This window comes from Staphylococcus sp. FSL W8-1270 (assembly GCF_038007165.1).
In the GTDB taxonomy this organism is placed as follows: Bacteria; Bacillota; Bacilli; order Staphylococcales; family Staphylococcaceae; genus Staphylococcus; species Staphylococcus hominis.
In genome coordinates this window covers 1,426,928-1,451,830 of record NZ_JBBOWQ010000001.1, presented here as the reverse complement: position 1 = coordinate 1,451,830, position 24,903 = coordinate 1,426,928, and the positions used below count along the sequence as shown (strand labels likewise).

General features: G+C 31.8%; 23 protein-coding genes. 21 read left to right on the top strand and 2 right to left on the bottom strand.

Annotation, left to right across the window (positions count from 1 at the left end):
- Positions 1–58: 58 nt before the first annotated feature.
- Positions 59–274, bottom strand: a complete 216-nt coding sequence (locus tag NSU06_RS07320) for a hypothetical protein (protein ID WP_002448781.1) — start codon at positions 272–274, stop codon at positions 59–61.
- Positions 275–427: 153 nt separating this feature from the next.
- Between NSU06_RS07320 and NSU06_RS07315 the strand changes: the two genes are divergently transcribed.
- The 17 genes from NSU06_RS07315 (at position 428) to hfq (ending at position 19,924) form a co-directional block, all read left to right on the top strand.
- Positions 428–1,222, top strand: coding sequence for a TIGR00282 family metallophosphoesterase (locus tag NSU06_RS07315; RefSeq protein WP_017174625.1), 795 nt, complete (start codon positions 428–430; stop codon positions 1,220–1,222).
- A 109-nt stretch (positions 1,223–1,331) separates the two neighbouring features.
- Positions 1,332–3,092: a 2-oxoacid:acceptor oxidoreductase subunit alpha gene (locus tag NSU06_RS07310; protein WP_017174626.1), complete on the top strand. Its 1,761-nt coding sequence runs from the start codon at positions 1,332–1,334 to the stop codon at positions 3,090–3,092.
- Positions 3,093–3,959, top strand: coding sequence for a 2-oxoacid:ferredoxin oxidoreductase subunit beta (locus tag NSU06_RS07305; protein ID WP_017174627.1), 867 nt, complete (start codon positions 3,093–3,095; stop codon positions 3,957–3,959). It abuts the gene before it with no gap.
- Positions 3,960–4,105: 146 nt separating this feature from the next.
- On the top strand, positions 4,106–4,726 hold the full coding sequence (locus NSU06_RS07300; protein WP_017174628.1) for a poly-gamma-glutamate hydrolase family protein: 621 nt from the start codon (positions 4,106–4,108) through the stop codon (positions 4,724–4,726).
- 63 nt (positions 4,727–4,789) lie between these two features.
- On the top strand, positions 4,790–5,086 hold the full coding sequence (locus NSU06_RS07295; RefSeq protein ID WP_002448768.1) for a thiamine-binding protein: 297 nt from the start codon (positions 4,790–4,792) through the stop codon (positions 5,084–5,086).
- A 184-nt stretch (positions 5,087–5,270) separates the two neighbouring features.
- Positions 5,271–6,815, top strand: a complete 1,545-nt coding sequence (gene miaB / locus NSU06_RS07290; RefSeq protein WP_048681039.1) for a tRNA (N6-isopentenyl adenosine(37)-C2)-methylthiotransferase MiaB — start codon at positions 5,271–5,273, stop codon at positions 6,813–6,815.
- A gap of 1 nt (position 6,816) precedes the next feature.
- Positions 6,817–7,185: a RicAFT regulatory complex protein RicA family protein gene (locus NSU06_RS07285; RefSeq protein ID WP_017174630.1), complete on the top strand. Its 369-nt coding sequence runs from the start codon at positions 6,817–6,819 to the stop codon at positions 7,183–7,185.
- Positions 7,186–7,205: 20 nt separating this feature from the next.
- Positions 7,206–7,694, top strand: a complete 489-nt coding sequence (gene thiW, locus NSU06_RS07280) for an energy coupling factor transporter S component ThiW (protein WP_340779693.1) — start codon at positions 7,206–7,208, stop codon at positions 7,692–7,694.
- A gap of 201 nt (positions 7,695–7,895) precedes the next feature.
- Positions 7,896–10,517, top strand: a complete 2,622-nt coding sequence (mutS, locus tag NSU06_RS07275) for a DNA mismatch repair protein MutS (protein ID WP_017174632.1) — start codon at positions 7,896–7,898, stop codon at positions 10,515–10,517.
- Positions 10,518–10,529: 12 nt separating this feature from the next.
- Positions 10,530–12,554 carry a DNA mismatch repair endonuclease MutL gene (gene mutL / locus NSU06_RS07270; RefSeq protein WP_049379243.1) on the top strand — a complete coding sequence of 675 codons (2,025 nt, stop codon included), beginning with the start codon at positions 10,530–10,532 and terminating at the stop codon, positions 12,552–12,554.
- A 15-nt stretch (positions 12,555–12,569) separates the two neighbouring features.
- The gene (locus NSU06_RS07265; protein WP_017174634.1) at positions 12,570–13,103 is read left to right on the top strand and encodes a glycerol-3-phosphate responsive antiterminator; all 534 of its coding nucleotides are present in this window, start codon (positions 12,570–12,572) and stop codon (positions 13,101–13,103) included.
- Positions 13,104–13,353: 250 nt separating this feature from the next.
- Positions 13,354–14,172 (top strand): MIP/aquaporin family protein, encoded by an 819-nt coding sequence (locus tag NSU06_RS07260; RefSeq protein ID WP_017174635.1) that lies wholly within the window; start codon positions 13,354–13,356, stop codon positions 14,170–14,172.
- Positions 14,173–14,267: 95 nt separating this feature from the next.
- Positions 14,268–15,767, top strand: coding sequence for a glycerol kinase GlpK (gene glpK / locus NSU06_RS07255; RefSeq protein WP_017174636.1), 1,500 nt, complete (start codon positions 14,268–14,270; stop codon positions 15,765–15,767).
- A gap of 147 nt (positions 15,768–15,914) precedes the next feature.
- On the top strand, positions 15,915–17,585 hold the full coding sequence (locus NSU06_RS07250; RefSeq protein WP_017174637.1) for a glycerol-3-phosphate dehydrogenase/oxidase: 1,671 nt from the start codon (positions 15,915–15,917) through the stop codon (positions 17,583–17,585).
- Positions 17,586–17,790: 205 nt separating this feature from the next.
- The gene (locus NSU06_RS07245) at positions 17,791–18,726 is read left to right on the top strand and encodes an alpha/beta hydrolase (protein ID WP_049420543.1); all 936 of its coding nucleotides are present in this window, start codon (positions 17,791–17,793) and stop codon (positions 18,724–18,726) included.
- A gap of 3 nt (positions 18,727–18,729) precedes the next feature.
- On the top strand, positions 18,730–19,728 hold the full coding sequence (gene miaA, locus NSU06_RS07240) for a tRNA (adenosine(37)-N6)-dimethylallyltransferase MiaA (protein ID WP_054105468.1): 999 nt from the start codon (positions 18,730–18,732) through the stop codon (positions 19,726–19,728).
- On the top strand, positions 19,682–19,924 hold the full coding sequence (hfq, locus tag NSU06_RS07235) for an RNA chaperone Hfq (RefSeq protein ID WP_002448741.1): 243 nt from the start codon (positions 19,682–19,684) through the stop codon (positions 19,922–19,924). The genes miaA and hfq overlap by 47 nt, the downstream gene beginning before the upstream one ends.
- A gap of 179 nt (positions 19,925–20,103) precedes the next feature.
- Here the strand turns inward: hfq and NSU06_RS07230 are convergent, their stop codons facing one another.
- Positions 20,104–20,580, bottom strand: coding sequence for a glutathione peroxidase (locus NSU06_RS07230; protein WP_311052368.1), 477 nt, complete (start codon positions 20,578–20,580; stop codon positions 20,104–20,106).
- Positions 20,581–20,689: 109 nt separating this feature from the next.
- Between NSU06_RS07230 and hflX the strand changes: the two genes are divergently transcribed.
- The 4 genes from hflX to NSU06_RS07210 all read left to right on the top strand — a co-directional run bounded on the left by hflX (position 20,690) and on the right by NSU06_RS07210 (position 24,900).
- Positions 20,690–21,928 carry a GTPase HflX gene (hflX, locus tag NSU06_RS07225; RefSeq protein WP_037541003.1) on the top strand — a complete coding sequence of 413 codons (1,239 nt, stop codon included), beginning with the start codon at positions 20,690–20,692 and terminating at the stop codon, positions 21,926–21,928.
- Between the two features lie 25 nt (positions 21,929–21,953).
- Complete coding sequence (locus NSU06_RS07220; RefSeq protein WP_049420067.1) at positions 21,954–23,192, top strand: methionine gamma-lyase family protein; 1,239 nt, start codon at positions 21,954–21,956, stop codon at positions 23,190–23,192.
- 140 nt (positions 23,193–23,332) lie between these two features.
- Positions 23,333–24,307, top strand: a complete 975-nt coding sequence (locus NSU06_RS07215; protein ID WP_049379239.1) for a tRNA dihydrouridine synthase — start codon at positions 23,333–23,335, stop codon at positions 24,305–24,307.
- A gap of 224 nt (positions 24,308–24,531) precedes the next feature.
- Positions 24,532–24,900 carry a MerR family transcriptional regulator gene (locus NSU06_RS07210; protein WP_025987220.1) on the top strand — a complete coding sequence of 123 codons (369 nt, stop codon included), beginning with the start codon at positions 24,532–24,534 and terminating at the stop codon, positions 24,898–24,900.
- Positions 24,901–24,903: the final 3 nt, after the last annotated feature.

The window sequence follows — 24,903 nt, the reverse complement described above, 5'->3', positions numbered from 1 at the left end:
AGGGACTCACTGAGTACTAAAAAACCTGAGACATGTTTAAAATGTCTCAGGTTTTTCATTATTTAAGTTGTAAATCAGTTTTTTTGATTTCAGAAAGAATTTCAGCTGTATCATAACAATTTGTAGCAATATTAGAATATCTTTCTGCTAAACGGTATGCGTTAATATATAATTCTAAGCTTTCTTTGGCCATATCTTCTGCATCTTCTGATTTTGATGGGTTTGCTTTTACAACTAGTTCTGCAAATTTTTCTGGATCGATATTAATAGACATTTAATTATACAACTCCTAAATTTTTATAATATTATAATAACATATGCTGTATGCATGCTAAAGTTAAGACTGTGTAATTTTAAAAAATATGAAACTCTACCTTTAATTATATAGTTATTTCAATTACACTATATTGTGAGAGGATGAACATTAATGCGAATTTTATTTATTGGAGATATCGTAGGAAAAGTAGGGAGAAATACCATTGCTGAATATTTGCCTAAATTAAAGCAAGCTTATAAGCCTACGTTGAGCATTGTTAATGCAGAAAATGCTGCTCATGGAAAAGGTTTAACTGAAAAATTATATAAACAATTGCTTAGAGATGGCGTGGATTTTATGACAATGGGTAATCATACTTATGGTCAAAGAGAAATTTATGACTTTATTGATGATGCTAAAAGAATGATAAGACCTGCTAATTTTCCGAGTGAAGCGCCAGGTGTTGGTATGCGTTTTATTCAGGTTAATGATATTAAAGTTGCCATCATTAACTTGCAAGGACGCTCATTTATGCAAGATATTGATGATCCATTTAAAAAAGCAGATCAATTGATTGAAGAAGCTAAAAAAGAAACTAATTATATTTTTGTAGATTTTCATGCAGAAACTACTTCAGAGAAAAATGCAATGGGTTGGTATTTAGATGGAAGAGTCAGCGCTGTTGTAGGCACACATACTCATATTCAAACATCTGATGAGCGTATTTTGCCCAATGGTACAGGCTATATTACAGATGTAGGTATGACTGGTTATTATGATGGAATACTAGGGATTAATCGCGAGGAAGTTATTAAGCGTTTTATTACAAGTTTGCCACAACGACATGTAGTGCCTGATAATGGTAGAAGTGTACTTTCAGGTGTTATTATAGATTTAGATAAAAATGGAAGAACCAAACTCATAGAACGCATTTTAATCAATGAGGATCATCCTTTTGATAAATAGTGTATAGTCCATTAGTATGAATTTAAATAAAAGCCACTGTTGACATAGTAAGACGGTGGTTATTTTTGTTATGATTTAGTATGAATTAATTCCACAGGAGGCTAATGATATGAAACCACAAATATCATGGAAAGTGGGCGGACAACAAGGTGAAGGTATTGAGTCAACTGGAGAAATATTTGCTACTGCAATGAATCGAAAAGGTTATTATTTATATGGATATCGACATTTCTCAAGCCGAATTAAAGGCGGTCATACAAATAATAAAATAAGAGTCTCAACTTCTCCAGTTCATGCAATTAGTGATGATTTAGATATTTTAGTTGCATTTGATCAAGAGACAATTGAATTAAATCATCATGAAATGAGAGAAGATAGTATTATTATTGCAGATGCTAAAGCTAAACCTTCTAAACCAGAACATTGTCGCGCTCAACTGATTGAATTACCGTTAACATTAACAGCTAAAGAATTAGGTACTGCACTGATGAAAAATATGGTAGCGATTGGTGCAACTTGCGCAGTAATGAAATTAGATACAACAACTTTCGAAACGTTAATTACAAATATGTTTACTAAAAAAGGTCAAAAAGTTGTTGAAATGAATATAGAAGCGCTTCATCAGGGTTATGAGTTGATGAAGGATAAATTAGATACAGTAAATGGTGATTATTTACTAGAAGATAGTGAGGGTACACCACATTTATACATGATTGGTAACGATGCAATTGGATTAGGCGCGATTTCGGCTGGTTCAAGATTTATGGCAGCTTATCCAATTACGCCCGCTTCAGAAATTATGGAGTATATGATTGCAAATGTTCCAAAAGTAGGAGGAACTGTAGTACAAACTGAAGATGAAATTGCTGCAGCGAATATGGCAATTGGTGCGAACTATGCAGGAGTTAGAGCATTTACTGCGAGTGCGGGACCAGGTTTATCTTTAATGATGGAAGCCATTGGTTTATCAGGTATGACTGAAACACCACTAGTTATTGTTAATACGCAACGTGGAGGCCCTTCAACTGGATTACCTACAAAACAAGAACAGTCAGATTTAATGCAAATGATATATGGAACACATGGAGATATTCCTAAGATAGTAGTAGCACCAACTGATGCTGAAGATGCTTTTTATTTAACTATGGAAGCTTTTAATTTAGCTGAAGAATATCAATGTCCGGTTATCGTATTAAGCGATTTGCAATTGTCATTAGGTAAACAAACAGTAAAACAACTCGATTACAATAGAATTCAAATTAAACGTGGAGAGCTTATTCAATCAGATATTGAACGTGATGAAGATGATAGATCATACTTTAAACGTTATGCACTTACAACATCTGGAATTTCACAACGTCCAATCCCTGGTGTTAAAGGTGGTATTCACCATGTTACTGGTGTTGAACATAATCAAGAAGGTAAGCCAAGTGAAGCTGCTGACAACAGACGTGAACAAATGGAAAAACGTATGAGTAAAACTGCGAACTTACTTATTGAAACACCTGTTGATTATGATGAGAAACATGAGAAAGCAGATATTTTATATATCGGATTTATTTCAAGTAAAGGTGCAATTGAAGAAGGAAGTAAACGATTAAATAATAATGGTATTAAAGTTAATACGATGCAAATTCGCCAACTTCACCCATTACCAAAAGATATTATTCAACAAGCTATTGATAAAGCTTCAAGCGTCATAGTAGCTGAGCATAACTATCAAGGCCAATTATCAAATATCTTAAAAATGAATACTGCCATTCAAGACAAATTAGTTAATCAAACTAAATATGATGGTACACCTTTTTTACCACATGAAATAGAAGAAAAAGGACTTTCAGTAGCTAAAGATATGAAGGAGATGATGTAATTGGCTACATTTAAAGATTTTAGAAACAGTGTGAAGCCAAACTGGTGCCCAGGGTGTGGAGACTTTTCAGTACAAGCTGCAATCCAAAAAGCGGCAGCAAATTTAGGTTTAGAACCTGAAGAAGTGGCATTAATTACTGGAATAGGTTGTTCAGGTCGTTTATCAGGTTATATTAACTCTTATGGGGTACATGGTATTCATGGTCGTGCATTACCTCTTGCACAGGGAGTGAAAATGGCTAATAAAGACTTAACAGTCATTGCTTCAGGTGGCGACGGAGATGGTTATGCGATTGGCATGGGTCATACAATTCATGCATTACGTCGCAATATGAATATTACTTATATTGTTATGGATAACCAAATTTATGGCCTAACTAAAGGTCAAACGTCCCCATCTTCTGCTGTTGGATTTGTAACTAAATCAACACCTAAAGGAAATATAGAAAAAAATGTTGCGCCATTAGAATTAGCACTATCATCAGGTGCTACATTTGTAGCACAAGGTTTTTCAAGTGATATTAAAGCATTGACGAAATTAATTGAAGATGCAATTAATCATGATGGTTTTTCATTTGTAAATGTGTTTTCTCCATGTGTAACATATAATAAAGTGAATACGTATGATTGGTTTAAAGAACACTTAACTAGTATAGAAGATATTGAAAATTATGATCCAACAGATAAACAATTAGCGATGAAAACTGTATTAGAACATGAATCACTAGTTAAAGGTATTGTATATCAAGACACAACAACACCTTCATATGAATCACAAATTGAAGAATTAGATGAAAGTGCATTAACTAAAAGAGATATCCGTCTTTCTGAACAAGAGTTTAATGACTTAACTGCTCAATTTGTATAATTTTTTTAAAGGCATTCTTGAAAGTATCATATGACTTCAAGAATGTCTTTTAATTTAAGTTTAAATTTATAAAAATCTTGTTAAACTTCATTTATTTATTTTTATTAGGGAAGAAAATAATATAGTAAATAAAAGGAGTGGGGATGTTGGACAAATTTAAATCAATGCAAGAATTGGAAAAAGAAACGATAGAAAATGAAGACTGGAAAATAATAACTAGAAATCGAAATAGTAGTGTTTCAATATTAGCAATTCATGGTGGAGGCATTGAACCTGCTACAACTGAATTAGCAAGTATAATTGCTGATGAAGGAGGATATAATTACTTTATTTTCGAAGGTTTACGTAGTAAAGGAAATAAAGAATTGCACGTAACTTCTACACGTTATGATAATAAAGATGCAATGAATCTGGTAACTGAAAGTAACCAAGCTATTGCTATTCATGGTTGTGAAGGGAACGAGAGCATTGCTTATGTTGGTGGAAAAGATGAACGTCTAAAATCACTCATCAAAGAACAATTAAATCATATTGGTATAAAAGCAAAAGAAGCACCAAGCCATATTTCAGGTCAACAGGATAATAATATTGTTAATTGTACAACTAGAGGTAGAGGTGTACAAATTGAGTTAACTACCTCATTACGTAAGGCTTTTTTCAAAAATAATAAAATAAATCGAAAAAGTAGAGAAAATCAGTCAAATTGGGATAAATTAATGTACGACTTTGCAAAAGCCATAAAATCTGCAATAGAAAATATAGAATAACTCAGATTTATAAAGATAATCATGATAAAATAAAATTATAAATAAATCATAGAGGTGAAATTTATGCAAGATACGTTAATGAGTGTACAAATAGTTCCTAAAACACCTAATAATGATGATGTTATTCCTTATGTAGATGAAGCTATTAAAATTATCGATCAGTCGGGGCTACATTACAGAGTAGGTCCTCTTGAAACGACTGTCCAAGGTGATATGAGTGAATGCTTAATTTTAATTCAAAAATTGAATGAAAGAATGGTTGAATTAGAATGTCCTAGTATTATTAGCCAAGTGAAGTTTTATCATGTGCCAGAAGGGATATCTATTGAAACTCTAACTGGTAAATATGATGAAGCATAACATATGTTAAAGTTAAATGAAGTTTAGTTAAAGTGGAGTAAGATTCAAGATGACATCTATTCCACTTTTTTATTCAATATTTAATAATAGAATATATTAATTTGTAAACTCTTTTTGCACTTTAATGCTAATTTTAATATAATGTACTAATGATATTAGGGCATATAGAAAGGATTTTTGTAAAGTGAATGAAGAGCAAAGAAAAGCTGGTACGATAGATATTTTAAACGAACGTAATAAAAAAGCAGAAAAAGACTATAGTAAATATTTCGAACATGTTTATCAACCACCTAATCTTAAAGAAGCAAAAAAGCGTGGTAAACAAGATGTTCAATATAATCGAGATTTTCATATTGAAGATAAATATAAAGGTATGGGGAAAGGACGAACATTTTTAATTAAAACATATGGTTGTCAAATGAATGCACATGATACTGAAGTAATGGCAGGAATTTTGCAAGCTTTAGACTATCAAGCAACTGATGATATTAATGAAGCGGATGTTATATTAATTAATACATGTGCTATTCGTGAAAATGCTGAAAATAAAGTATTTAGTGAAATAGGTAATTTAAAACATTTAAAGAAAAATAGACCTGAAACATTAATTGGTGTATGCGGTTGTATGTCACAAGAAGAATCTGTTGTAAATAAAATCTTAAAATCATATCAAAATGTGGATATGATTTTTGGAACACATAATATCCATAAATTACCTGAAATTTTAGAAGAAGCATATTTATCAAAAGCCATGGTCGTTGAGGTTTGGTCTAAAGAAGGCGACGTTATTGAAAACCTACCTAAAGTGCGTGAAGGAAGTACAAAAGCATGGGTTAATATTATGTATGGATGTGATAAATTCTGTACATATTGTATTGTACCTTTTACACGAGGAAAAGAACGCAGTCGTAGACCACAAGATATCATTGAAGAAGTTCGATGTCTCGCTCGTGAAGGTTATAAGGAAATTACGCTTCTAGGACAAAACGTTAATTCATATGGAAAAGATATTAAAGATTTAGATTATGGTCTAGGTGATTTATTAGAGGATATTTCTAAAATTGACATTCCACGTGTACGTTTTACAACGAGTCATCCTTGGGATTTTACAGATAGAATGATTGAAGTGATTGCAAAAGGTGGAAATATCGTTCCTCACATTCATTTACCTGTGCAATCTGGAAATAATGCTGTATTAAAAATAATGGGACGTAAATATTCACGTGAAAGTTACTTGGATTTAGTTGATAGAATTAAAGAAGCTATTCCTAATGTCGCCCTTACTACTGACATAATAGTAGGATATCCTAACGAAACAGAAGAACAATTTGAAGAAACACTTTCATTATACGATGAAGTTCAATTTGAACATGCTTATACGTATTTGTATTCACAAAGAGATGGTACGCCTGCTGCTAAAATGAAAGATAATGTTCCAACTGAAGTGAAAAAAGATCGCTTGCAACGTTTAAATAAAAAAGTTGGTCAATATTCAGAAAAAGCAATGCAACATTATGAAGGACAAGTTGTTACTGTTTTATGTGAAGGAACAAGTAAAAAAGATGAAACAGTTCTAGCAGGTTATACTGAAAAAAATAAATTAGTTAACTTTAAAGGACCACGTGAAGCCATTGGTCAACTTGTTGATGTTAAAGTTAAAGAAGCAAAACAATACTCATTAAATGGTGAATTTTTACATTTTCATAATCAAGTTATGGTGACTAATTAATATGTATGAGAAAGAAGATATTCTAAAACAAGCAGATAGTGTATCGAACAAAATAAAGGGACTAGAATTGATTAAACAATATCAAAATGTAGAGCAACAAATTCATGAGAATTCATCAATTGACCAAAAAATGAAACAATTAAAATTGCAACAAAAACAGTCAGTAAATTTTCAAAATTATGGCAAGCATCAGGCTTATCAAAAATCTGAAAAAGAAATTTCTCAACTTGAAAAAGAAATCAATGCATTACCTATTGTTGAAGAGTTTCGGTCAGCGCAATTTGAAGCAAATGAGTTGTTGCAATTGATGGTTTCTACTATGGAACAAAGTTTAAATAAGCATAATGAAAAAGCACATCATGACTCATAAACAGAAGGGAATATTCAAAGATGAAAACTAAAAAACTTACCATTACAGCTTTACTCATTGCTTTTAATGTCGTATTTAGTAGTTTTATTATTATACCTTTAGGTCCAGTAAAAGCAGCCCCAGTACAACATTTTGTAAATGTACTATGTGCTGTTTTTGTAGGACCATGGTATGGTTTAGCACAGGCTTTGATTTCTTCTTTAATAAGAATAATATTTGGAACTGGCAGTGCATTTGCCTTTCCTGGTAGTATGATTGGTGTGTTTCTAGCTAGCATCTTCTATATGTATAGAAAGCACATATTTATGGCTGTAGTTGGAGAAGTGATTGGAACTGGAATCATTGGTAGTTTAATGTGCATTCCACTATCTTGGATATTAGGTTTGCAACATTTCTTTATCAAACCATTAATGCTTGTATTTTTAGTTTCAAGTTTCCTTGGTGCGGCGATTAGTTATATCTTACTTATAGTGTTAAAAAAACGTGGATTATTAGATAAATTCAAATAAATATTTTATTTAAGATTATCATTTCATACGCTTAATAAGTTTAGTGTTTATTAAGCGGAATAAAGAGATGATAATCTTTTATTTTTAAGTTGTAGAATAATATTCTAATTTAGATAACGAGCGCTTCAGTATGACATATGTTAAAATATACAAGTTAAAATGTGAGAAACAAGTATATATCAGTAAGGTTGTGAAAAAAATATGGCTAATGTGACACCTATGATGCAACAATATTTAAAAATAAAATCTCAATATCAAGATTGCTTATTGTTTTTTAGATTAGGTGATTTTTATGAAATGTTCTTTGAAGATGCTAAAGAAGCATCTAGAGTATTAGAAATTACTTTAACTAAAAGAGATGCTAAAAAAGAAAATCCAATTCCAATGTGTGGTGTTCCGTATCACTCAGCAAATAGCTATATTGAAACACTTATTAACAATGGATATAAAGTTGCTATTTGTGAACAGATGGAAGATCCAAAACAAACTAAAGGCATGGTTAAAAGAGAAGTAGTTAAAGTAGTCACACCTGGAACAATGATGGAACAAGGCGGAATGGATGAAAATCAAAATAATTATATTCTTAGCTTCATTCAGAATGAAAATGGATACGCATTAAGTTATTGTGATGTTTCTACTGGTGAATTAAAAGCTACCAATTTTGAAGATGAAAGCACGTTAATTAATGAAATCATTACGATTAACCCAAATGAAATTGTAGTACGAGAAGACATAAATGAAGATTTAAAAAAACAAATTTCACTTACTACAGAAACGATTACAGTTAGAGAAGAAATTTCTGATATGGAATATAGTGTCAATACATTAGAAAATAATTTAATGTTTTTGACAACACAATTATTGTTAGATTATATTCATCATACTCAAAAAAGAGATTTGTCTCATATTGAAGACGTGATAACCTATGCGGCGATTGACTTTATGAAAATGGATTATTATGCAAAACGCAATTTAGAGCTTACTGAAAGCATACGTTTAAAAAGTAAAAAAGGAACATTGTTATGGTTAATGGATGAAACAAAAACACCTATGGGTGCAAGACGCTTGAAACAGTGGATTGATCGCCCACTTATTCATAAAGACAATATTGAACAACGATTAGATATCGTAGAATCATTTATTGATCATTTTATAGAAAGAGATACTCTAAGAGGTTACCTTAATCAAGTATATGATATTGAAAGATTAGTAGGACGAGTAAGTTATGGAAATGTAAATGCTCGTGATTTGATTCAACTCAAACATTCTATTTCTGAAATTCCAAATATTAAATCACTTCTTGAACAAATGAATAGTGTGACAACAACGCAGTTTAGCACATTAGAACCATTAGAAGATTTACTGACAGTCTTGGAAGATAGTTTAGTAGAAGAACCACCTATTTCAGTTAAAGATGGGGGGCTGTTCAAACAAGGATTCAGTAAACAACTAGATGAGTATTTAGAAGCATCTAAAAATGGAAAAGATTGGCTCGCACAACTTCAAGCGAAAGAACGTGAAAGAACAGGTATCAAATCTTTAAAAATTAGCTACAATAAAGTTTTTGGTTACTTTATTGAAATCACACGTGCTAATCTTCAAGGATTCGAACCAAGCGAGCATGGCTATCATCGTAAACAAACTTTATCTAATGCAGAAAGATTTATTACAGACGAATTAAAAGAAAAAGAAGATATTATTTTAGGTGCAGAAGATAAAGCAATTGAATTAGAATATCAACTGTTTATTCGATTGAGAGAGCATGTTAAATCATATACTGAAAGATTACAAAGACAAGCAAAAGTGATATCAGAGCTTGATTGTTTACAAAGTTTTGCAGAAATTGCACAAAAATATAACTATGTTAGACCAAAATTTAGTGATGATAAAACATTGAACTTAGAAAATTCTAGACATCCTGTTGTAGAACGTGTGATGGATTATAATGATTATGTACCAAATGATTGTTATCTTGATCAAAATAACTTTATTTATTTGATTACTGGCCCAAATATGTCCGGTAAATCAACTTATATGCGACAAGTGGCAATCATTAGTATCATGGCACAAATGGGAGCTTATGTACCATGTGATAATGCAATATTACCGATTTTTGATCAAATTTTTACAAGAATTGGTGCAGCAGATGATTTAGTATCCGGTAAAAGTACCTTTATGGTTGAAATGCTAGAAGCACAAAAAGCATTAACATACGCAACAGCAGATAGTTTAATCATCTTTGATGAAATCGGACGAGGAACGTCAACATATGATGGCTTATCTCTAGCGCAAGCTATGATTGAATATGTATCTGAAACATCACATGCTAAGACGCTTTTTTCAACCCATTATCATGAATTAACAACATTAGATCAACAGCTATCTAGTTTAAAAAATGTACATGTAGCAGCAGATGAGTATCAAGGTGAACTTATTTTCCTTCATAAAGTTAAAGAGGGTGCTGTTGATGATAGTTATGGTATTCAAGTTGCTAAATTAGCAAATCTTCCTGAGAAAGTAATTGAAAGAGCTCAAGTTATTTTAAATGCGTTTGAACAAAATGGAGTATTAGATGAGAATGTCCATCGTCAACATTATAATGACAACTCTAAAGATATTGAAAATAAGAATCATTTAAATAATAAGGAAGAACACTCAACTATTAAACAAACAGATGTGTTTGAACAAACAAGTTTTGACTTATTTAATTCGAATGAAACACAAAGTGAAATAGAAGCACAAATTAAAAATTTAAATATTTCAAATATGACACCTATTGAAGCATTACTTAAGTTAAGCGAATTACAAAATCAGTTAAGATAGAGGTGTTAATACATGGGTAAAATTAAAGAATTACAAACATCTTTAGCAAATAAAATTGCTGCAGGAGAAGTGGTTGAACGTCCTAGTTCAGTAGTAAAAGAATTACTTGAAAATGCAATTGATGCTAAGGCGACTGAAATTAATATAGAAGTAGAACAATCAGGTATTTCCTCAATTCGTGTAGTCGACAATGGAACTGGAATTGAGCAAGATGATTTGCAACTTGTTTTTCATCGCCATGCTACCAGTAAAATAAATGATGATGACGATTTGTTTCATATCAGAACATTAGGGTTTCGAGGTGAAGCACTGGCCAGTATTTCATCTGTAGCTAAAGTGACACTTAAAACGTGTACAGATAATGAAAATGGTCACGAAATTTATGCTGAAAATGGTGAAATATTATCTCAAAAACCAGCAAAAGCCAAAAAAGGAACAGATATTAAAGTAGAATCATTATTTTATAATACGCCAGCTCGGTTAAAATATATTAAAAGTTTATATACAGAATTAGGAAAAATTACAGATATTGTTAATCGAATGGCAATGAGTCATCCAAACATTCGCTTTTCACTTATATCTGATGGAAAAACGATGTTAAAAACGAATGGTTCTGGAAGAACAAATGAAGTGATGGCTGAAATATATGGTATTAAAGTTGCAAAAGATTTAGTTCACATTTCTGGCGATACTAGTGACTATCATTTAGAAGGATTTGTTGCTAAACCGGAACATTCTCGTAGTAATAAACATTATATTTCAATTTTTATTAATGGTCGATATATCAAAAATTTCGCTTTAAATAAAGCTATTACTGAAGGATATCATACACTTCTAACCATAGGTCGTTACCCTATTTGCTATATCAATATAGAAATGGATCCAATTTTAGTAGATGTCAATGTGCATCCAACGAAACTTGAAGTTAGACTTTCAAAAGAAGAACAACTTTATAATTTAATTATTGAAAAAATTAGACATGCATTTAAAGATAGAATATTAATTCCTAAAAACGATTTAGATCGAACACCTAAAAAAAATAAAGTATTGCATACATTTGAACAACAAAAAATCGATTTTGAACAAAAACAACAAAATATTTCAAATGAGACAAAACAATTAGAAAATAAAAATGACCCCAACATTTCGACTAACAATATCTTTTCAACAATAAGTCATCAATATGATGAAGCACATACCTCTGATGATTCTTACACTAGAGAAGATAACGAAAATTCTAGTGTCTATAATAATAAACGTAGTATGGATAAAGATTACTTCGACATTCAAAAAGATATTTTAAATAGTTTAGATCGTGCCGAATCTTCAATCGATAACACTCGACATGATGAAACCAATATTTATAATTATGATGAAAATGATGACTTTCAAGAGAATGTTACAAATCAAGAAGAACAAGATATTAAAGGTAAAGTAAGTTCAACACCGTCTCGACGTGTGCCATATATGGAAGTAGTTGGCCAAGTACACGGTACCTATATTATTGCTCAAAATGAAAATGGAATGTTTATGATAGATCAACATGCTGCACAAGAACGTATTAAATACGAATATTTCAGAGAAAAGATAGGCGAAGTATCAAATGAAGTACAAGATTTGTTAATTCCTTTAACATTTCACTTCTCAAAAGACGAGCAATTAATTATTGATCAATATCGAGAAGAACTTGATAAAGTAGGGGTCCATTTAGAACATTTTGGTGGATATGACTATATTGTAAATAGTTATCCAGTATGGTTTCCTAAAGTGGAAGCAGAGGAAATTATTAAAGATATGATTGAACTCGTATTAAATCATAAAAAAATTGACGTTAAAAAAATGCGTGAAGACGCAGCTATTATGATGAGTTGTAAGAAGTCAATTAAAGCAAATCATTATTTAAAAAAGAATGAAATGGCAGATTTAATTGATCAATTAAGAGAAGCGGAAGATCCATTTACTTGTCCTCATGGTAGACCAATTATTATTAACTTTTCAAATTATGAATTAGAGAAATTATTTAAACGAGTAATGTAGAAGGGATGCATAGAAATGAAAGAACACGTACTACCAGCAATTCGAAATATGAAAGATTTAGAGAAATTAATTCAAACGGATTATAAAGTGTGTGTCCTTTTAGATATGCATGTAGGTCATTTAAGAAGCATTATAGAGTTACTTAAAAAACATGACATTGAAGCATATATTCATATTGATTTAATTAAAGGAATGGCACATGATGAATATGCATGTGAATATATCATTCAAACTTATAAACCAAAAGGGATTGTTTCAACAAAAACAAAAGTTATTCAAAAAGCAAAATCATTAAATGTACTTACTATTTTTAGAGTTTTTATTATTGATAGTCAAGCACTCAATCGTAGTATACAACTCATAAAGAAAGTGGACCCAGATTATGTTGAAGTACTACCAGGTATTGCTCATAAAATTGTTGAAAATGTAAGAGAAGCAACGACTGCTAAAATTATAGCAGGTGGGCTAATCGAAGAAGAAAAAGAAGTGAATGATGCAATTAATAGTGGTGCAAGTTATGTAACCACAAGTAACAGAAAATTATGGTAGAAATTATATTTTTAACCTGAGACAAAATTGATGTCTCAGGTTTTTTTATGTATTGATAAAAAATAATTATAATACGCTCTTTTAATCTATAAAATAAATTGTGACAATTTTTTTACAAAAATCATTGACAACGCTTACAATTATTTTGTATGATTTATACAAGTTAATATTTGAATGAGAGATGAAGAGATTTCTGCAACCCTAATTATATAGTTTGTAGAAGTCTCTTTGCCTTGTAGGAGGTTAAAACATGAATGCTTATTTAGCAGAGTTTTTAGGCACGGCCATTCTTATTTTGTTCGGTGGAGGCGTATGTGCAAATGTAAATTTAAAACGTAGCGCTGGACAAGAATCTGATTGGATCGTTATTGCCGCTGGATGGGGCTTAGCTGTAACTATGGGAGTTTATGCAGTAGGACAATTTTCTGGAGCCCATTTAAATCCAGCTGTGTCAATTGCTTTAGCAGTTGAGGGAAGTTTTAGTTGGATAAAAGTACCAGGATATATTGTTTGTCAAATGTTAGGAGGAATTGTAGGAGCTACACTTGTTTGGTTAATGTATTTACCACATTGGAAAGCAACTAAAGATCAAGGTGCAAAATTAGGCGTATTCTCTACTGCACCTGCTATTAAAAATTATTTTGCTAACTTTTTAAGTGAAATTATTGGAACTGCTATTTTAAGTTTAGGGATTTTATTTATTGGGGTAAATAAAATTGCAGATGGATTAAACCCATTAATTGTGGGTAGTTTAATTATTGCAATAGGTTTAAGTTTAGGTGGGCCTACAGGTTATGCCATTAATCCAGCTCGTGACTTAGGACCAAGAATTGCACATGCGATTTTACCAATTGCTGGTAAAGGAGGATCTAATTGGTGGTATGCTATTGTACCAGTACTAGGACCAATTGCTGGCGGTATGCTAGGTGCTGTAATTTATCAAGTTTTTTATAAAAATGAATTTACTTTTATGAGTGGTGTTAGCATTGTAGTTGTAATTGTTACATTACTTATTGGTTTATCTCTTAATAAATCAAATAACAATAAAGATATTGAATCAATTTATTAAAAGTAAAAATTTAGTTTTAAATCATATAATATATTGACTATGTGATTCAAAGGATACTTAACACATACAGTCAGAATGAAAGAAGGAGAAAAATTATGGAACAATACATCATGTCAATAGACCAGGGCACAACTAGCTCTAGAGCAATTTTATTTGATAAAGAAGGAGAAATTCAAGGCGTTGCGCAAAGAGAATTTAAACAATACTTTCCTAAATCTGGTTGGGTAGAGCATGACGCCAATGAAATATGGACATCAGTATTAGCAGTAATGGCTGAAGTGATAAATGAAAATGAAATTGACCCTGAACAAATTAAAGGTATTGGTATTACTAACCAACGTGAAACTACGGTCATTTGGGATAAGAAAACAGGCCGTCCAATTTATCATGCAATTGTTTGGCAATCTCGTCAAACACAACATATTTGTAATGAATTAAAAGAACAAGGTCACGAAAAAACATTTCGTAATAAAACAGGTTTATTATTAGACCCTTACTTCTCTGGAACAAAAGTAAGATGGATATTAGATAATGTTAAAGGTGCAAGAGAAAAAGCAGAAAATGGGGATTTATTATTCGGAACTATCGATACTTGGTTAGTGTGGAAACTTTCTGGTGGAGAAGCACATATTACAGACTATTCAAATGCTAGTCGTACATTAATGTATAACATTCATGAACTTAAATGGGATGATGAATTATTAGAATTACTAGATATTCCTAAAGCAATACTTCCAGAAGTTAAAGAATCTAGTGAAATCTATGCACATACTAAAGATTATCATTTCTTTGGTCAAGAAGTACCAATTGCTGGTATTGCTGGTGACCAACAAGCAGCATTGTTTGGTCAAGCTTGTTTCGAACGTGGAGATGTGAAAAATACGTATGGTACTGGCGGATTCATGTTAATGAACACTGGTGAAGAACCTGTAACGTCTGAAAGTGGATTGTTAACTACAATTGCTTATGGTCTTGACGGTAAAGTAAACTATGCACTTGAAGGATCAATTTTCGTATCTGGATCAGCAATTCAATGGTTACGTGACGGTCTAAGAATTATTAATTCTGCACCGCAAACTGAAAACTATGCAACACGTGTTAATTCTACTGATAATGTCTACTTTGTTCCTGCATTCGTAGGACTTGGTACACCATATTGGGATTCTGAAGCACGTGGTGCGATTTTCGGATTAACTCGTGGTACTGAAAAAGAACATTTCATTCGTGCAACATTAGAATCTTTATGTTATCAAACACGCGATGTTATGGAAGCAATGTCTAAAGATTCAGGAATTGAAGTAAATAATTTACGTGTTGATGGTGGCGCAGTAAAAAATAACTTTATAATGCAATTCCAAGCAGATATTGTTGATACATCAGTTGAACGTCCGGAAGTTCAAGAAACAACAGCACTTGGAGCTGCTTATCTAGCAGGTTTGGCTGTAGACTTTTGGGAAGATAAAAAAGACATTGCTGATAGATGGAAATTAGAAACAGAATTTAATCCAGAAATGTCTGAAGAAACAAGAACTAAGTTATATAAAGGTTGGAAGAAAGCAGTAGAAGCTACTCAAGTCTTTAAATTAGAAGATTAATTTTTAATTATGGCTTAGTTACAAAGAATATGTTATGATGTAATTAAGTTAATACATTAGTCGAGATTTGAGAGACCTGTTATCATGCAGTATGCTTCTGTGTGTATAGGTCTCTCTTTTTTTAATATAAATTTTGGAGGGTATATTATGGCATTATCTACTTTTAACAGGAACTTAATTAAAAAGAATTTAAGAAATAAAGAATTTGACGTTGTAGTTATTGGTGGAGGAATTACTGGTGCAGGTATTGCATTAGATGCTACACAACGTGGTATGAAAGTAGCTTTAGTAGAAATGCAAGACTTTGCGCAAGGTACAAGTTCTCGCTCAACTAAATTAGTACATGGTGGTTTACGTTACTTGAAACAAGCACAAATCAAAGTTGTTGCTGAAACAGGTAAAGAACGTGCAATAGTTTATGAAAATGGTCCCCACGTAACAACTCCTGAATGGATGTTATTACCGATGCATAAAGGGGGGACATTTGGTAAATTCACAACTAACATCGGGTTAACAATGTATGATCGTTTAGCAGGCGTTAAACGTCATGAACGTAAAAAAATGTTATCAAAACAAGCTACTTTAAATAAAGAACCTCTTGTGAAAAAAGATGGTTTAAAAGGTGGCGGATACTACGTAGAATATCGTACTGATGATGCTCGCTTAACAATTGAAGTGATGAAACGTGCTGCTGAAAAAGGCGCTGAAGTCATTAATCACACTAAATCTACTGACTTCGTATACGATGCTAAAAATAAAGTAAGTGGTATTAAAGTAAAAGATATGCTTACAGGTGAAGAGTATCAAATCAATGCTAAAAAAGTAATCAATGCTGCTGGTCCATGGGTAGACGAAGTGAGAAAGAAAGATTATACACGTAACAATAAACAATTACGTTTAACAAAAGGTGTTCACGTAGTTATCGATCAATCAAAATTCCCATTACGTCAAGCGGTTTACTTTGATACTGAAAAAGATGGTCGTATGATTTTTGCTATTCCTCGTGAAGGTAAAGCATATGTAGGTACTACTGATACATTCTATAATAATGAAAAAACAAAACCTTTAACTAATCAAGAAGATAGAGACTATTTAATTGATGCAATCAATTATATGTTCCCTGATGTACATGTTACTGATGCTGATATTGAATCAACTTGGGCTGGCGTACGTCCATTAATTTTAGAAGATGGAAAAGATCCTTCAGAAATTTCACGTAAAGATGAAATTTGGGAAGGTAAATCAGGATTATTAACCATTGCTGGTGGTAAATTAACTGGATATCGTCATATGGCATTAGAAATTGTTGATTTATTAGCTAAGCGTTTAAAACAAGAATATAGTCTAAAATTTGCGGATAGCAAAACTAAAAATACACCTATTTCTGGTGGAGATGTTGGTGGTAGTAAAAACTTTGAAAATTACGTAAATCGTAAAGTTCAAGAAGGTAAAGCACTTGGATTAAGCACAGATGTGGCACATAATTTAGCTTCAAAATACGGTTCAAATGTAGATAAATTATTCGCAATTGCACAATTAACGAATGAAAAAGATTTAAATATGCCATTAGAATTATACGTTCAATTAGTTTATAGTGTACAAAACGAAATGGTATATAAACCAACTGATTTCTTAATTCGTCGTACTGGTAAATTATACTTTGACATCAATACAGTTAAACAATATAAACAAGCAATTATTGATGAATTAGATAAATTATTAAATTATACTGCTGAACAGAAAAATGAATTTTCTAAAGAAGTTGATGAAGCTATTGAAGAAGCAACACATGGTAATCATCAACCTGCAGAAAAATAAATATAGTTAAAATAGTATAGCAACTGAGATTGGGTAAAAGTACTCAATCTCAGTTTTTTATATTTTGATAAAATTTTTAAATTTAAAGTATATATAACCTATTAAAAAGTAACAAACTATTTGATAACATTAAAGAGTATAGGTATATTAGTAGGAATAGTACGTTGTTAACATACCATTAAAGAAAGAGATTGGAGGCATATCTATGGGGCAAAGTGCTTATAAAATAACTGTAGAAGATGGAACAACTTTAGAAGTTAAAGTAGATAAAGCAAACATAGCGACTTATGGTATTATACATATATTTCATGGTATGGCTGAACATATGGATCGATACGAAACACTTGTTAATGCTTTAACGCATCAAGGCTATGATGTGATTAGACATAATCATAGAGGACATGGGAAAGAGATTGATGAGAAAGAACGTGGACATTACGACAGTATGAATCAAGTTGTTCAAGATGCGTTTGAAATTGCACAAACATTATATGATAGTGAGAAAGGATTACCCTATATTGTATTAGGCCATTCAATGGGATCTATTATTGCACGTTTATTTGTTGAAACTTATCCAAATTTTGCTAATGGATTGATATTAACTGGAACAGGACAATATCCGAAATGGAAAGGAATTCCTGCAAGAATCAGTTTGAAATTAATTTCTATTTTTACTGGGAAGCGCAATCGTTTAAAATGGGTCAATCAACTCGTTTACAAATCATTTAACAAAAAGATTGATCAACCACGAACTGAAAGTGACTGGCTTTCATCACAATCTACAGAAGTTGATAAATTTGTAAACGATGAGTATACCGGCTTTTTAGTTTCAAACCAATTAATTTATGAAACAGTAAAACATATGACACGTACTGCAAATTATACTCAATTAAAAAAAATGAATAAACAGTTACCAATATTGATGATTTCAGGAAAAAATGATCCTTTTGGAGAGTATGGCAGAGGTGTTAAATCCTTGGCCAGAAAATTTAAAAAAGCTGGTATTAAACATATTACGGTACAACTTTATGCAAATAGAAGACATGAAATATTATTTGAAGTTGATCAACAAATGATATGGAATCATATGTTTGATTGGATTCAAAAACAAGTATTGAAAAATAATCAGAGTGAGGCGTAATCATTGCAAGCATCAAAAAAACCTTTTCTAGTAGTTATTGTAGGACCGACAGCTTCGGGTAAAACAGAATTGAGTATCGAATTAGCTAAAAAAATGAATGGAGAAATCATTAGTGGCGATTCGATGCAAGTATACCGTCAAATGAATATAGGTACTGCAAAGGTAACAGAAACAGAAATGGAAGGGATACCCCATTATTTAATAGATATCTTAAATCCTGATGAATCATTTTCTGCATACGAATTTAAAAAAAGAGCAGAAGTGCTTATTGAAGATATTACAAAAAGAGGTAAAGTACCTATTATTGCAGGAGGTACAGGTTTATATATTCAGTCTTTAATTTACGATTATCCATTTGATGATGAAAATGTATCAGTAGAAAAAGAATTAAGAGTAAAAGAAAAATTAGATGCATTAAATCAATTGAATAATGATGACTTACATCGTTACTTAGCATCGTTTGATGAAACATCAGCTAAAGATATTCATCCAAATAATAGAAAAAGAGTACTTAGAGCGATTGAATATTACTTAAAAACAAAAAAACTTTTAAGTTCTCGAAAGAAAGTTCAACAATATACAGAAAATTATGATACATTATTAGTAGGGATTGAAATGTCGCGCAAAACATTATATACAAGAATAAATAAACGTGTTGATATTATGTTGGGCCACGGATTATTTAATGAAGTGAAAGCACTAGTTGAACAAGGTTTTGAATCTAGTCAGAGTATGCAAGCAATTGGTTACAAAGAACTTGTCCCTGTTATAAAAGGAGAAATGGAATTAGAACCAGCTGTAGAATTATTAAAACAACATTCAAGGCAATATGCGAAAAGACAACTCACATGGTTTAAAAACAAAATGAATGTTCAATGGTTTGATAGAGAGACAATGTCACTTCAAATGATGTTAGATGAGATTACAACCCAAATAAATAAAAGGAGTTCTAAACATGATTGCAAACCAAAACATCCAAGATCAAGCACTAGAGAACTTTAAAGCAGAACAAACGGAAATTACTGTATTTTTCTTAAATGGTTTTCAAATGAAAGGTGTTATTGAAGACTTTGATAAATACATGATTAGCTTAGTTTCTCAAGGCAAACAACATTTGATTTACAAACATGCGATCAGCACTTTCACTGTGGATACAGAATCTACTGATTCAGAAGCTACAGGCGAAGGTGAAGAATAAGTTGTAATTAAAGTGCCAAGTTACTGAATTTTAGAGCGTAGTCCACGGTCGAAATGTATACGTAGCTTGCAAAATTCTCATCAATTTTTGCACTTTTGAACAAATAAAGGAAATGTTTGTAATAAAACAAAGCTTCAATATAGATGACATAGTCATCTATATTGAAGCTTTTATTTAATTTATAGAAGTTTTTCAATATCTTTTTCAATTTGAGCAGGTTTTTTCTGAGGTGAGAAGCGTTGAACAATATTACCTTCACGGTCAACTAAAAACTTAGTGAAATTCCATTTAATTTTTTCACTAAACATGCCTTTAGCTTGACTTGTTAAATAACGGAACAATGGATGCTGGTTATCGCCTTTAACGTCAATTTTTTCATGAATAGGGAATGTGACACCGTAGTTAATTTTACAATTTTGATTTGCTTCAGCACCAGAACCAGGTTCTTGACCTCCAAACTGATTGCATGGGAAACCTAAAACAATAAATCCTTGGTCCTTATATTTATTATATAGTTCTTGTAATCCTTCAAATTGTGGTGTAAATCCACATTCACTCGCTGTATTAACGATAAGCATAACATCGCCTTTATATACATCTAATTTATAATTTTCACCATTAGATTTTTGAACTTCAAAATCATAAATATTTTCCATACTATCACCCTTTCAATTTAGCTTTAATTTAACATAGTTTTAGTCGTTAGTCTTTAAACTTGCTCTATGATAGAATATGTAAGACATGTTAGAAAAGGAGATGTATATCATGGCTCAGCAACACACTTATGATACAAAGAAAAAGTTAGAAACTGCTGTATTAGTTGGTGTACATGCTCAAAGTGATCATCAATATAATTTTGAATCTACAATGGAAGAATTAGAAGCTTTAGCGTTGACTTGTCAATTAGATGTTAAAGGACAAGTCACTCAAAATAAAGATCAATTTGATTATAAATATTATGTTGGCAAAGGTAAGATTGATGAAATTAAAGCTTTTATAGAATTTCATGACATCGATGTTGTTGTGACAAATGATGAATTAACAACAGCACAATCAAAAACATTAAATGATAATTTGGGCATTAAAATTATCGATAGAACACAGCTCATTCTTGAAATTTTTGCTTTAAGAGCGCGTAGTAGAGAAGGTAAATTACAAGTTGAATTAGCTCAACTCGATTACTTACTTCCTAGATTACAAGGGCATGGAAAAAGTTTATCTCGTTTAGGCGGGGGAATTGGTACGCGTGGTCCTGGTGAAACAAAATTAGAAATGGATAGACGTCATATTAGAACACGTATGAATGAAATTAAACTTCAACTTAAAACAGTGGTCGAACATCGTGAAAGATATCGTAATCAACGCGAACAAAATCAAGTGTTTCAAATTGCACTTATTGGCTACACTAACGCTGGAAAATCTTCTTGGTTTAATGTTTTAGCAAACGAAACGACTTTTGAAAAAGATTTACTATTTGCCACACTTGACCCTAAAACACGACAAATACAAATTAACAATGGGTTTAATTTAATTATTTCTGATACCGTAGGCTTCATTCAAAAGTTGCCTACAACGTTAGTAGCAGCATTTAAGTCGACATTAGAAGAAGCGAAAAGTGCTGATTTACTTCTACATGTCGTTGATGCAAGTCATCCAGAATATCGTGCTCAATATGATACGGTTAATCAATTGGTAAAAGACTTAGATATGGATGACCTTCCACAAGCAATCATTTTTAATAAAAAAGATCAATGTTCTGAAGAAACTGATGTACCGGTATCAGGCCATCCGTCTGTATTTGTATCAAGTCGTAATAGTGAAGATAAATTAAAAGTGAAGCAGTTACTGTTTGATCAAATAAAAGCGACTTTGTCATATTACGTAGAAACTGTATCTAGTGAAGATGCAGATAGATTATATTTTTTAAAACAACATACACTTATCGAAGAAATGAAATTTGATGAAAATAATGAAAGCTATATCGTTAAAGGATATAGAAAATAATTATATATAAAGGAAGATAAATTGCATGTCAGATATTCAACACATCGTTTCTAAAGTAGAAGAAACGTTAACACCCTTATTTAAAGAAATTGAAGAAACTGCTTATATCAATCAGGAAAAGGTTCTTAATGCATTTCATCATGTTAAAGCGAGCGAGAATGATTTAGTAGGTTCTACAGGATATGGTTATGATGATTTTGGACGTGATCATTTAGAAGAGATATATGCTCATACGTTTAAAGCAGAAGATGCAATTGTTAGACCTCAAATTATTTCGGGTACTCATGCAATTACATTAGCATTGCAAAGTACACTCAAATATGGCGATGAACTGATGTACATTACAGGTAGTCCCTATGACACCTTACTTGAAGTGATTGGTGTTAATGGTAATGGTATTGAAAGTCTCAAAGAGCATGGCGTGACATATAAAGAAGTTGCATTAAAAGATGGAATGATTGATGTTGAAACTGTTTTAAATACTATTTCGAAACAAACGAAAGTTATTGCTATTCAACGTTCAAAAGGGTATGGACAACGACCTTCAATTACAGTAGATGAAATAGAAACTGCTATTTCTCAAATTAAACAACGATATCCAAATGTAATTATTTTTGTGGATAATTGCTACGGAGAGTTTGTAGAGCGTCGAGAACCAATAGAAGTGGGTGCAGATTTAATTGCAGGGTCATTAATAAAAAATCCTGGTGGTGGATTAGCAAAAATTGGTGGTTACATTGCAGGACGAAAAGATTTAATCGAACGATGTGGTTATCGTTTAACTGCACCTGGTATTGGTAAAGAAGCGGGTGCTTCATTATTTTCATTGCAAGAAATGTATCAAGGATTCTTTTTAGCACCGCATGTAGTGAGTCAAAGCTTAAAAGGCTCACTATTTACAAGTTTACTTCTTGAAAAAATGAATATGAACACAGTTCCCAAGTACGATGCTAAGCGTACAGACTTAATTCAAACCGTTCAATTTGATACAAAAGAACAGATGATTGCATTTTGTCAAAGTATTCAACATGCTTCACCAATTAATGCACACTTTAGTCCTGAACCTAGTTATATGCCTGGTTATGAAGATGATGTCATCATGGCAGCAGGAACGTTTGTGCAAGGATCCTCTATTGAATTATCAGCAGATGGTCCGATTCGTCCGCCTTATGAGGCATATGTGCAAGGTGGTCTAACTTATGAACATGTTAAAATTGCAGTAACACGTGCGGTTATGAATTTAAAAGAACAGAATTTAATTTAAGTAGTATAACACAATATTCAAAAATAGATAGTAATAAACATAATGAGAGTGAATTTCCTTTTGTATATGGATTTATTTTATGATAATATATCATGGTTAATTATACGAGATACTAATGAATAAGAAGGTTTAAATCAATTATGAAAGAAAATTTTTGGAATGAATTACCACGTCCATTTTTCATTTTAGCGCCGATGGAAGACGTGACAGACATTGTTTTTCGACATGTAGTAAGTGAAGCAGCGAGACCAGATGTATTTTTTACTGAATTTACAAATACGGAGAGTTTTTGTCATCCAGAAGGGATACATAGTGTACGAGGACGTTTAACATTCAGTGAAGATGAACAGCCTATGGTTGCTCATATATGGGGTGATAAGCCAGAGCAATTTAAAGAAATGAGTTTTGGTTTAGCAGATATGGGCTTTAAAGGTATTGATTTAAATATGGGCTGTCCTGTCGCAAATGTTGCCAAAAAAGGTAAAGGGTCTGGGTTAATTTTACGACCAGAAAGAGCAGCTGAAATTATTCAAGCAGCCAAGGCAGGTGGACTACCTGTTAGTGTTAAAACACGTCTAGGTTATTATAATATAGAGGAATGGAAAGAATGGTTAAGACATGTGTTTAAGCAAGACATTGCAAACTTATCTATCCATCTTCGTACACGTAAAGAAATGAGCAAAGTCGATGCACATTGGGAATTAATTGAAGCCATTAAAGAAATGCGCGATGAAGTGGCGCCTCAAACATTATTAACTATCAATGGTGATATTCCAGATAGACAAAAAGGTATGGAACTTGCGACGAAATATGGTATTGATGGAGTTATGATAGGAAGAGGCATTTTCCATAATCCTTTTGCATTTGAGAAAGAGCCACGCGAACATACAAGTAAAGAACTCTTGGATTTATTTAGATTACATTTAGAGTTATTTGAAAAGTATTCAAATGAAGAAACACAACAATTTAAAAGTTTACGACGTTTCTTTAAAATTTATGTGCGAGGTATTAGAGGTGCAAGTGAATTACGGCATCAATTAATGAGTACAGAAACTGTGGATGAAGCTCGAGCATTACTTGATGACTTTGAAGCAAATATGGAAGATAACCATTAATGAAACTTAAATTTTTAAAACTTAACAATAAGAATACGCTATCGTATTGATGTCTTGAAAAATAATTTTTAAATAGTAAAAAGCCTGTAGATAACTGTATCTATGGGCTTTTACGTTTATATGTAAGAAATATTTAATTTTCATGTCAGAAAACCTAACATATTTTTGTATTTCATATTAATCTATGCTAAATTATAGACAAGTTCAAAAGTAGAGGTGAGGTTATAGTGTCTAACGATACAATAAGACGTAATATGGCCGTGTTCTCTATGAGTGTTGTTTGTAAATTGACAGAACTCACAGCAAGACAAATACGTTATTATGAAACACATGAACTCATTAAGCCCGAACGTACCGAAGGAAATAAAAGGTTATTCTCGATGAATGACTTAGAGAGACTGTTAGAAATTAAAACGTTAATTGAAAAAGGTTTTAATTTAAAAGGTATTAAACAAATAATTACAAATAATCAAGGGCACTTAACTACTGATGAACAAGAGACGAGAAAAAGAATGATTGTAGATGCAACTCAGAAACCGCGCAGTGAAGCTTTACCGATAAACCGTGGCGATTTATCACGATTTATTAATTAATAA

Excerpts from the sequence above, each read along its gene's own strand:
- NSU06_RS07320 (WP_002448781.1), bottom strand. The coding sequence starts at position 274 with ATGTCTATTAATATCGATCCAGAAAAATTTGCAGAACTAGTTGTAAAA.
- NSU06_RS07315 (WP_017174625.1), top strand. The coding sequence starts at position 428 with ATGCGAATTTTATTTATTGGAGATATCGTAGGAAAAGTAGGGAGAAAT.
- NSU06_RS07310 (WP_017174626.1), top strand. The coding sequence starts at position 1,332 with ATGAAACCACAAATATCATGGAAAGTGGGCGGACAACAAGGTGAAGGT.
- NSU06_RS07295 (WP_002448768.1), top strand. The coding sequence starts at position 4,790 with ATGCAAGATACGTTAATGAGTGTACAAATAGTTCCTAAAACACCTAAT.
- NSU06_RS07285 (WP_017174630.1), top strand. The coding sequence starts at position 6,817 with ATGTATGAGAAAGAAGATATTCTAAAACAAGCAGATAGTGTATCGAAC.
- thiW (WP_340779693.1), top strand. The coding sequence starts at position 7,206 with ATGAAAACTAAAAAACTTACCATTACAGCTTTACTCATTGCTTTTAAT.
- mutS (WP_017174632.1), top strand. The coding sequence starts at position 7,896 with ATGGCTAATGTGACACCTATGATGCAACAATATTTAAAAATAAAATCT.
- mutL (WP_049379243.1), top strand. The coding sequence starts at position 10,530 with ATGGGTAAAATTAAAGAATTACAAACATCTTTAGCAAATAAAATTGCT.
- NSU06_RS07265 (WP_017174634.1), top strand. The coding sequence starts at position 12,570 with ATGAAAGAACACGTACTACCAGCAATTCGAAATATGAAAGATTTAGAG.
- NSU06_RS07260 (WP_017174635.1), top strand. The coding sequence starts at position 13,354 with ATGAATGCTTATTTAGCAGAGTTTTTAGGCACGGCCATTCTTATTTTG.
- glpK (WP_017174636.1), top strand. The coding sequence starts at position 14,268 with ATGGAACAATACATCATGTCAATAGACCAGGGCACAACTAGCTCTAGA.
- NSU06_RS07250 (WP_017174637.1), top strand. The coding sequence starts at position 15,915 with ATGGCATTATCTACTTTTAACAGGAACTTAATTAAAAAGAATTTAAGA.
- NSU06_RS07245 (WP_049420543.1), top strand. The coding sequence starts at position 17,791 with ATGGGGCAAAGTGCTTATAAAATAACTGTAGAAGATGGAACAACTTTA.
- hfq (WP_002448741.1), top strand. The coding sequence starts at position 19,682 with ATGATTGCAAACCAAAACATCCAAGATCAAGCACTAGAGAACTTTAAA.
- NSU06_RS07230 (WP_311052368.1), bottom strand. The coding sequence starts at position 20,580 with ATGGAAAATATTTATGATTTTGAAGTTCAAAAATCTAATGGTGAAAAT.
- hflX (WP_037541003.1), top strand. The coding sequence starts at position 20,690 with ATGGCTCAGCAACACACTTATGATACAAAGAAAAAGTTAGAAACTGCT.
- NSU06_RS07220 (WP_049420067.1), top strand. The coding sequence starts at position 21,954 with ATGTCAGATATTCAACACATCGTTTCTAAAGTAGAAGAAACGTTAACA.
- NSU06_RS07215 (WP_049379239.1), top strand. The coding sequence starts at position 23,333 with ATGAAAGAAAATTTTTGGAATGAATTACCACGTCCATTTTTCATTTTA.